General features: G+C 68.5%; 7 protein-coding genes and 1 pseudogene. 4 read left to right on the forward strand and 4 right to left on the reverse strand.

What is annotated here, in order from left to right; genetic code table 11:
* Positions 1–16 precede the first annotated feature (16 nt).
* Positions 17–3,334 carry a FecR domain-containing protein gene (locus ASE28_RS20845; RefSeq protein WP_057268332.1) on the forward strand — a complete coding sequence of 1,106 codons (3,318 nt, stop codon included), beginning with the start codon at positions 17–19 and terminating at the stop codon, positions 3,332–3,334.
* 15 nt (positions 3,335–3,349) lie between these two features.
* Here the strand turns inward: ASE28_RS20845 and ASE28_RS20850 are convergent, their stop codons facing one another.
* Positions 3,350–4,654, reverse strand: coding sequence for a tryptophan--tRNA ligase (locus ASE28_RS20850; protein WP_057268333.1), 1,305 nt, complete (start codon positions 4,652–4,654; stop codon positions 3,350–3,352).
* Positions 4,655–4,697: 43 nt separating this feature from the next.
* Entirely contained in the window at positions 4,698–5,366 is a 669-nt protein-coding gene (locus ASE28_RS20855; protein WP_057268334.1) for a site-2 protease family protein, read from the reverse strand.
* A gap of 187 nt (positions 5,367–5,553) precedes the next feature.
* Here ASE28_RS20855 and ASE28_RS20860 point away from each other — a divergent pair, with 187 nt between their 5' ends.
* Positions 5,554–6,753, forward strand: a complete 1,200-nt coding sequence (locus tag ASE28_RS20860; protein WP_057268484.1) for a methyl-accepting chemotaxis protein — start codon at positions 5,554–5,556, stop codon at positions 6,751–6,753.
* 17 nt (positions 6,754–6,770) lie between these two features.
* Here ASE28_RS20860 and ASE28_RS20865 read toward each other — a convergent pair whose 3' ends face one another.
* On the reverse strand, positions 6,771–7,406 hold the full coding sequence (locus tag ASE28_RS20865; RefSeq protein WP_057268335.1) for an L-threonylcarbamoyladenylate synthase: 636 nt from the start codon (positions 7,404–7,406) through the stop codon (positions 6,771–6,773).
* An 18-nt stretch (positions 7,407–7,424) separates the two neighbouring features.
* Positions 7,425–8,294: a 3',5'-nucleoside bisphosphate phosphatase gene (locus ASE28_RS20870; RefSeq protein WP_057268336.1), complete on the reverse strand. Its 870-nt coding sequence runs from the start codon at positions 8,292–8,294 to the stop codon at positions 7,425–7,427.
* Positions 8,295–8,484: 190 nt separating this feature from the next.
* Between ASE28_RS20870 and ASE28_RS33460 the strand changes: the two genes are divergently transcribed.
* Together ASE28_RS33460 and ASE28_RS33165 are read left to right on the forward strand one after the other, a co-directional pair.
* The coding region (locus tag ASE28_RS33460; protein WP_304439364.1) for a methyl-accepting chemotaxis protein at positions 8,485–9,402 on the forward strand (918 nt) is incomplete at its 3' end.
* A 1-nt stretch (position 9,403) separates the two neighbouring features.
* Positions 9,404–9,738 (forward strand): annotated as a pseudogene (locus ASE28_RS33165) (methyl-accepting chemotaxis protein); the annotation flags it as partial.

A 9,738-nucleotide genomic window follows, 5' to 3' on the forward strand; every position in this document is an offset into this window, starting at 1 on the left:
GGCCCAGTGTGCGGGGGTGTCCGTCGCCCCCGACGCTGTGGCTGCGCAGGTCGTAGCCCTGGCCGGGCAAGGCCAGACTCGGCCGGCAGGCCAGGGCCCCTGGTCGCCTGCCGCGCTGGCCCAGCAACTGGGCGCGGGTGCGGGCGTGCGCACGCTGGAGTTGTCGTCGGCCGCGCTGCTGCTGGCCGACCGCACGCAGATCCGCATGTCGGCCAACGCGCAGCTGCGCCTGTGCGAATCGCAGCCCGAGCGCACCCTGCTGGAGCTGGCCGCCGGCCGGCTGTGGGCGCGCACCAAGAAAACCCCGGCCTCGCTGCAGCTGCAGACCCCGGCTGCCCTGGCCGTTGTGCGCGGCACCGACTGGGATGTGGAGGTGGATGCGGCGGGCCGCACGACGCTCACCGTGCTCTCGGGCCAGGTCGACCTGGCCAACGATTTCGGCCGGGTGGAGCTGGGCCCGTCGGAACAGGGCACTGCGGAGCCTGGCAAGGCACCGGTCAAGCGCGTGCTGGTGCGCCCGCGTGACCGGGTGCAGTGGGTTATGGCCAACCCGGTGGATGCCGCGCGCTGGGCCGAGCTGCAGGGCCCCGATGTGGCGCCCCCGTTGTCCTCCATCCGCGACGACCTGCGCACGGGCCAGTGGCCGCGCGCGCGGGAGCGGCTACTGGCGTTGTCCGCCAGCGGGCAGGGCGGGGCGGTGGTGGAGTTGCTGCTGGCCGACCTCGAAGTCTTCGACGACCGCATGGACGCGGCCCAGCAGCGCCTGGCCAACGCCTGGCAGCGCACGCAGGATCCGCGCACGGCAGCGCGCCGGGCCGAGCTGCTGATGGTGCTGGACCAGGGCGCACAGGCACGCGCCTGGCTCGATGCCGCGCGCGTCCAGGCACCCGAGGCCACGGCGCTGTTGCTGGCCGATGCCGATTGGCACCGCCTGGAAGGGCGTGGCGAGGAGGCCATCGCCCTGTACCGGCGTGCCGTGGCCGGTGCCGAGGCACGCCAGGAGCCCGCTACCGACCAGGCCGCTGCCCAGTGGGGCTTGGGGCGCGCCCTGCGTGAGCGCGGCGACCTGCGCGGTGCGCGCCAGGCCCTGGCAAGCGCTGTAGCGCTGGCGCCAGAGCACCCGGCCTACCAGGGCGAGCAGGCCACGCTGGCGGCCGAGGCCTTGAGGTTGCTCGATGCCCAAAGCGGTTTCGCGGCAGCCCTGGCCCAGGCGGGTGACGACTATGTGAGCCTGGCAGGCGCGGGCCTGCTGGCACTGCAGCAGGGCGACCCCGCCGCCGCCCGCACCCAGCTGCTCAAGGCCCTGGTGATCGAGCCGCGCTACGCCCGCGCCCAGGTGTGGCTGGCCGTGGCCGAGTACCAACTGGGCGAGCGCGCGGCCGCGCTCGACTCGCTGGCGCGCGCCCGCGTGGCCGACCCAAACGACCCGCTGCCCTGGCAGATCGAGTCGGTGCTGCGCAATGACCAGGGTGAGCCTGTGGAGGCGATTTCCGCCGCGCGCGAGGCGCTCACGCGGCTGCCCTACCTCAAGTCGCTGGACCCGCTCACCAGCGACAGCCAGGGCTCGGCCAACCTGGGCAAGGCGCTTGGTGATTTCGGCATGGAGCACTGGGCGCGGGCCTATGCCAGCGCTTCGTACTACCCGCTGTGGGCGGGCAGCCACTTCTTCCTGGCCAATCGTTACGAGAGCGATTTCAGCCGCAATTCCGAGCGCTACCAGGGCTACTTAAGCGACCCGACGGCCTTCGGCGCCAGCGAAAAGCAGGCGCCGCTGATGCTCACGCAGGGGGGCGAGTGGCTGTGGATTGCCAGTGCCGAGCGCGGCCCGGTGCAGGACAAACTGGCCGCCGATGTCGGCCACCATGGCTTTGCCGCCGCGCCGGTGCCCCTGGCCTGGCAGGTGCGCACCAACGGCGTGCAGATGTGGCCGAACAACGGCGGCGCTCCCAGCTACCGCCTGTCCTCGCCGGGTTTCGACCTGGCGCTGGGCATGCGCCCCACGGAGAGCCTGGGCCTGTTCCTTCTGCACACCGAGGACCGGCTGCGCTACAGCTTTCCGCAAGGGCGCGATTTCGGCAACGGCATCACCTTCAATGGCCTGGCGCGCCAGCGCTCTGAGCGAACGGACCTGGGTGGCTCCTGGCGCTGGTCACCCGATGCGCAGACCTGGCTCAAGCTGCACCGCGCACGCTTTGGCCAGGGCCTGGTGCTCGACGATGCCACCTACGGCCCGCAGGATTCACGCATCACCGATTCGGACGACGGCGTGCTGCTGCGCCACACCGTGCAGTGGGGCCCCCGGCGCCTGAGCCTGGGCTGGGAGGGCACCCGCGCAGCATCCGATTCGGGCCTGTCCGACCCGGTGGTCACCTCCACCCAACGCACGCAGGCGCGCTTTCAGATGCCCTGGCTGGCCGGCGAGTGGCGCGATGGCCCCTGGACCTGGCATGCCGAAGCCTACTGGCCGCGCCTGGCCGTGCGCTACGGCGAGCGCTTCTACGATTCGCTGACCGACGAGGACCTGGCGGACCCCACTGCCGAGCGCGGCGGCCACGCGCGCCACCCCTTGCCCCGGCTGGGCATGTCCTACCGCATGGGGCCGGGCCGGGCGCTGCACCTGGCCTACGTCGAAAACGTGCGTTCGCCGAGCGCTCACACGCTCTCGCCTGTCGCGCTGGGGGCCATCGCCATTGACCACCATTACCAGTTGCCCGGCAGCTTCGGGCGCAAGCGCGCGGCGCAGCTGGACTGGGAGTTCGACGAGCGCAGCTTCGGCTTCGCCATGCTGTCCAGCCAGGACATCGTGAACCCCACCTTTGCCAACGGCAGCCTGGTGCTGCCGCCCCGGGGCCTGGTTAACCTGGACCGCGTGGGCAGCCTGGGCGCGCAGATCCAGTCCGGGCAGACGGTGGTCGATCCCTACAACGAGAACCCGGTGTTCAGCCAGGGCCGGCTGCACCAGGCCCGCGTGGCGCTCAACCGGGTGCTGGCCCCGCGCTGGAGCGTGCTGGGCAGCTACACCTGGGCGCAGTCACGCAACCTGGGCCGCCAGTTCGGTGGCAACGCGCTGCCGGGGTTTGCCAGGCATACACTGGCGTTGGCCAGCGTCTGGAAGCATGGCGGGCGCGACCTGTCGGCCGGCTCGCTGGTCTACAGGGGCTCGCGTTTTGCGGACGAAGCCAATGGCATTGCCCGCAGGCCGGGCTGGGATTTGGTGCTGGTGCACTCCATGGATTCGGCGGACCGGCGCTGGTCCTTTATCGCCACGGCGCAGGCACCGCTCAATGGCGACACCCGGCCGACCCTGTGGGCGCGCGTGCGCTACAGGGATTGAAGGGGCGCGGCTGTATCAGCTGGCAGCGGCTGCATCCGCCAGTGCCTGCAGCGCCGCCGTCACGTCGGCCGGTTCTACTCCGTCCACTGGCGCCAGCCGGGGTGCCAGCGCCTGCAGGGCATCGCCACCCTTTTGCAGTTGGCCGATGGCCTGGCCGGCCTCCTTGGGGGCGTCAAAGCCTGTGCTCTGCAGCAGCAGGCGGCCGTCGGCCGCCACGAGCTTGAAGTAGAACTTGCCATCGGCCTCGCGGTACTGCTTGAACGAGGGCAGGGTCACCTTGGCTGTCTTGGCCGCTTTGGTGGCTGTGCCGGCCTGCACCAGGCTGCGCAGGCCCACGGCCGAGCGCAGCTCCCGGATGAAGGGAGTTGCCAGCGCGCGGGCGCGCTCGGCACCGGCCAGCAGCGTGGCTTCGATGCGGGCAGGGTTGTGGATCAGTTCCTCGTACTGCGCGCGCATGGGGGCGATCACCTGGTCCACGCGTTCGAGCAGCACCTGCTTGGCATCGCCCCAGGCAATGCCGTCGGCGTACTGCTGGCGCAGCGCGGCGGTCTCGGCCTCGGTGGCGAAGGCCTGGTAGATCTGGAACAGGGCCGAGCCCTCCACTTCCTTGGCCTCGCCGGGCGCGCGCGAGTCGGTCAGGATGCCGCCGATGAGCTTCTTGAGCTGCTCGCGCGAGCTGAACAGCGGGATGGTGTTGTCGTAGCTCTTGCTCATCTTGCGGCCGTCCAGGCCGGGCAGGGTGGCCACATGCTCGTCGATGGCGGCCTCGGGCAGCACGAAGTGCTCGCCATACAGGTGGTTGAAGCTGGCGGCCATGTCGCGGGCCATCTCGATGTGCTGGATCTGGTCGCGTCCCACGGGCACCTTGTGCGCCTTGAACATCAGGATGTCGGCACCCATGAGCACGGGGTACATGAACAGGCCGGCGGTCACGCCGTCGTCGGCATCGCGCTCGGCCGCCGTGTTCTTGTCCACGCTGGCCTTGTAGGCGTGGGCGCGGTTGAGCACGCCCTTGCCGGTCACGCAGGTCAGCAGCCACGTCAGTTCGGGAATCTCGGGGATGTCGGACTGGCGGTAGAACGTGACCTGCTCGGGGTTCAGCCCCGCCGCCAGCCAACTGGCCGCGATCTCCAGGGTGGAGCGCTGGATGCGTGCCGGGTCCTCGCACTTGATCAGTGCGTGGTAGTCGGCCAGGAAGTAGAAGCTCTGCACGCCGGGCGTGAGGCTGGCCGCCACCGAGGGGCGGATGGAGCCCACGAAGTTGCCCAGGTGGGGCGTGCCCGTGGTGGTGATACCGGTGAGAAAGCGCGTGGTGCTCATGGGGGAAACGAATTCAGCGAAAAGAGGGGAAAAGACAAGGCGCTCAGCGCAGCAGTGCCATCAAGGGCGTGAGCAGCAGGTTGATGGCAGCGTAGCCCAGGGTCATCAGCGGGCGCAGCCAGATCGTGCCCACCACGCCGGCCACTACCAGGCCCATCACGATGAAGAAGCCGAAAGGCTCGATGCGCGAGACCATGTGGGCCGCCTTCCAGGGGAGCAGGCCAACGAGGATGCGGCCGCCATCGAGCGGGGGCAACGGAAACAGGTTGAACGCCCACATCACGAGATTGACCAGCATGCCGGCGCGCGCCATCTCGATGAAAAAGCGCTCCTGTACTCCGGCACCGATCAGGCCCACCAGGACCAGACCCCAGAAAACGGCCTGAACGAAGTTGGATGCCGGTCCTGCCAGTGCCACCCAGACCATGTGCCGCTTGGGGTTGCGCAGGTTGCCAAAATTCACCGGCACCGGCTTGGCATAGCCAAAAAGGAAAGCCCCCGAGGTCGCAAAGTACAGCACCAGCGGCATCAGGATGGTGCCGATGGGGTCGATGTGCTTGAGCGGGTTGAGGGTGATCCGGCCCATCATGTACGCGGTGTTGTCGCCAAAGTGGCGTGCCGCATAGCCATGGGCTGCCTCGTGCACGGTGATTGCGAAGAGCACCGGCAAGGCATAGATCAGAACGGTTTGGATGAGATTGGAGATGTCCACAGGTCCAATTGTCTCAGACACGCGACATCCGCTCTTGCAAGCAGGTTCCTGGCGGGATTGTTACCATGCCATGGCTGTTTCAAATGGATACAGGCGTGGCAGACTGGGCGCAGGCCCTGCCCGCGCTACATTGAGCGCGACGGTCGCCGTATATATACATACAACATTGATATCGGAGATGAATCCCATGGGCCTGGATCGTTTGAAGATTGGAACCCGCCTCATATTGGCGTTCGGCCTCATCGGCCTGATGGTGGCCATCCTGATGGCCGTAGCCCTGAGCGGGGTCGGCAATGCGGAAGATGCGTACAAAGCCTCGGTGGCGGCCGCCACTGGTCTGACCGACGCGCAGCGCGGTCCGCTGGAGCAGGCCATCCGCCAGGGCCATGGCCACCTGCAGAGCGTGCGCACCTGGGTCTCGGTGCTGGGGGCGGGCGTGTTCATCGTGGCGCTGGCGGCCTTCGTGCTGCTGCGCAACGGCATCGTGGCACCGCTGAACCAGGCCATCCTGATCGCCGAGACGGTGGCTTCGGGCGATTTGAGCCAGGAATTCTCCTCCGAACTCGAAGGCGACTTCGGCCGCCTGCTCACGGCGCTGGGCACCATGGAGGACACGCTGACCGAGCTGGTCTCGGGCATCAAGCAGTCCACGGACTCGATCACCGAAGCGGCGGCGGACATCGATTCGGGCAATTCCGACCTGGCGCGCCGCACCGACGACCAGGTCAGCTCCCTGGCCGACACGGCCGGCAGCATGGCCGAGTTGACCACCACCGTGCGCCAGAACGCCGAGCGTGCCCGCTCGGCCAGCAGCCTGGCCGTAAACGCCTCGCAGATCGCCGAGCGCGGTGGCGCCGTGGTGGGTGACGTGGTGCAGACCATGCAGGCCATCAGCGGCAGCTCGCGCAAGATCGTGGACATCATCCAGGTCATCGAAGGCATTGCCTTCCAGACCAACATCCTGGCGCTCAATGCCGCCGTGGAAGCCGCCCGCGCCGGCGAGCAGGGCCGCGGCTTTGCCGTGGTGGCCAGCGAGGTGCGCAGCCTCGCGCAGCGCAGTGCCGTGGCGGCCCGCGAGATCAAGACCCTGATCAGCCAGTCGGTGGACCAGGTCGAGAGTGGCGCCGGCCACGTGGGCCGCGCCGGCAAGACCATGGAAGAGATCGTGGGCGCGGTCGGTCAGGTCAGCACGCTGCTGGGCGAGATCTCGGGTGCGCTGCACGCCCAAAGCTCGGGCATCGAGCACGTGAACGGCGCCGTGGCGCAGATGGACAGCGCCACGCAGCAGAACGCGGCCCTGGTCCAGCAGGCGGCCAGCGCCGCCTCGGCCCTGTCGTCGCGCGCACAAGACCTGCAGCGCGCCGTGGGCGCCTTCAAGCTGGATTGAGGCGGCAGGCCCTAGGCCTACAGGCCCAGCGCCTGCAGGCTGCCGCGGCCTTCGCGCACCACTTCGGGGTCGCCGCCCGTGCCCATGGGCGTCAGGTCCACCACCGTGGTGGGCTCGCGGGGGCAGGCCCCGGCATCCACGATGGCATCCACCAGCTTTTCGTAGCGCTCGCGGATTTCTTCCGGGTCGTTCAGGGGTTCGGTTTCGCCGGCAGGGATCAGTGTGGTGGCCAGCAGCGGGGCACCATGCAGCTCCAGCAGCAACTGCAGGCCCTTGCGGTCGGGCACACGCAGCCCGATGGTCTTGCGCGAGGGGTGGCTCACGCGGCGTGGCACTTCCTTGGTGGCTTCGAGGATGAAGGTGTAGGGCCCGGGCGTACCCAGCTTGAGCAGGCGGTACTGCCGGTTGTCCACGCGCGCGTAGTTGGCCAGCTCCGAAAGGTCGCGGCACAGCAGGGTCAGGTGGTGCTTGTCGTCGACCTGGCGGATGCGGCGCAGCCGGTCCACCGCATCCTTGTCATCGAGGTGGCACACCAGCGCATAGCTCGAATCGGTGGGTACGGCGACGATGCCGCCTTTTTGCAGCAGTGTCGCCGCCTGCTTGAGCAGCCGGGGCTGGGGGTTGTCGGGGTGGACTTCGAAGTACTGGGCCATGGAAAAGAAGAATTCAGGTCAGGCGGCGGCCGCCTGGCGGATGCGGTCGGCCAGCAGTTCCCACACGGGGGTCAGCGTGCCGGGCAGCGGGGGCAGCGTGCCCAGGTCGGTGTGCGACTCGTCCGGGCTGTGGAAATCGCTGCCGCGCGACGCGGCCAGGCCGAACTCCTGGGCCATCGCGGCGTAGGTCACATACTCCGGCGGGCTGTGGCTGCCGGTCACCACCTCCACGCCGCGCCCGCCATGGGCCTTGAATTCCGAGAACAGCGCATACTCTTCGTTCGCACTGAACTTGTAGCGTGCCGGGTGGGCAATCACCGCCACGCCCCCGGCCTCGGTGATCCAGCGCACGGCATCGCCCAGGCTGGCCCAGCGGTGTGGCACATAGCCGGGTTTGCCCTCGGTGAGAAAGCGGCGAAACACCTCGGAGGTGTCCCGGCAGACTCCCGTCTCGACAAGAAAGCGCGCGAAATGCGTGCGCGAGATCAGCGCCGGGTTGCCCACGAACTGCAGCGCACCCTCGTAGGCACCTGCGATGCCGACCTGGGCCAGTTGCTGCGCCATGTCCTGGGCGCGTTCGCCGCGCCCGCCGCGGGTGGCTGCCAGACCGGCGGCCAACTGGGTGTTGTCGGGATCGAAGCCCAAACCTACGATGTGGACGGTGGTGTCGGCAAAGGTCACCGAGATCTCCACACCCGTGAGGTAGGCCATGCCCTGTGCGCTGGCCGCCACTGCGGCCCGGTGCTGGCCGCCGATTTCGTCATGGTCGGTCAGCGCCCACAGCTCGACCCCGTTGGCCTTGGCACGGGCAGCCAGGTCTTCGGGGGTCATGGTTCCGTCGGATACCACGGAATGGCAATGCAGGTCGGCGTTGAGCAGGGTGGTCACGGGGTCATTTTAGGGCTTGTACCGATAACGCGGCGTGCTGATTCCAGCAACACTGGTTACAAGCAGGCCAAGGCACCTCCCGGTGCCCGCTTGCTGTCTTGGCAGCTATCGCTGGTTTGACGGTTTTCCTAAGGCAAATACCCACAAAGCCGGGCCAGTCCCCTGTCCCGGCAGAGCGTAAGGATCAACCATGAATTTCAACAACCTGCGCGTAGCCCACAAGATGTGGAGCGTGATCCTGGGCCTGCTGGCACTGATGCTGGTCACGGCCATCTGGACGCAGTGGTATGGGCGGCAGGTGACCGCCGAGACCGAGATGGCCGTCGGGAAATACGAGTCCGCCATCACCACGGCAGTCAGCTGGCGGGGGCTGGCCGAGGTGGCCGTCACCATGTCGATGGCCAGCTTCGTGACCACGGACGCAGCGCTCAAGGCCGATTTCGACACGCGCGTGGCGGCCCTCACGGCCCGCATCACGCCGGTGCAGGAAAAGATTGGCAAATCCTCGGTGTCGGCCGACGACAAGGCGGCCCTGGCCCAGGTGGCGGCCACGCGCGCCGACATTCGTGGCCAGACCGACAAGCTCAAGGCGCTGACCGATGCCGGTGACGCGGCCGCCAAGCAGGAGTACCTGGCCAGCGTCTACCGCCCGAAGGCGGTGGCCTACCTGGAGTCGATCGACAAGTTCGTGGCGGTCCAGGAGCGCCAGCGCGACCAGGCTGTGCAGGCAGCGCGTGATTCGCGCGCCAACCTGGTGCTGATCGCTGCTGCTGCAGCCCTCGCCGTGGTGGTTCTGGGCATGCTGATGGCTGCCTTGCTGGTGCGTTCCATCACGCGGCCGCTCGACCGGGCGGTGACCCTGGCCGAGGCCATTTCTGCGGGAGACCTGACGCAGGACATCCAGGACGAGCGCAAGGATGAGCTGGGGGTGCTGACCCGCGCCCTGTCCACGATGTCCACCCGCCTGCGCTCCGTGGTGAGCGAGGTGCGGGTCGGCGTGAATTCGGTCTCCTCGGCCTCGGTGGAGATCGCCAACGGCAACCATGACCTGTCGGCACGCACCGAGCAGACGGCGTCCAACCTCGAAGAAACAGCGGCCAGCATGGAGNCAGCTGACGGCCACGGTGTCGCAGTCTGCCGATACGGCGCGCCAGGCGAACCAACTGGCCGGCACGGCCGCCCAGGCCGCAGCGCGCGGTGGCGAAGTGGTGGGCCAGGTGGTCAGCAGCATGCAGCAGATCACCGACAGCTCGCGCAAGATCGCCGACATCATCGGCACCATCGACGGCATCGCCTTCCAGACCAACATCCTGGCGCTCAACGCGGCGGTGGAAGCAGCCCGCGCGGGCGAGCAGGGCCGGGGCTTTGCCGTGGTGGCCAGCGAAGTGCGCAGCCTGGCGGGCCGCAGCGCCGAGGCTGCCAAGGAGATCAAGGCCCTGATCAG

The organism is Acidovorax sp. Root219 (assembly GCF_001428665.1).
Taxonomy (GTDB): domain Bacteria; phylum Pseudomonadota; class Gammaproteobacteria; order Burkholderiales; family Burkholderiaceae_C; genus Acidovorax.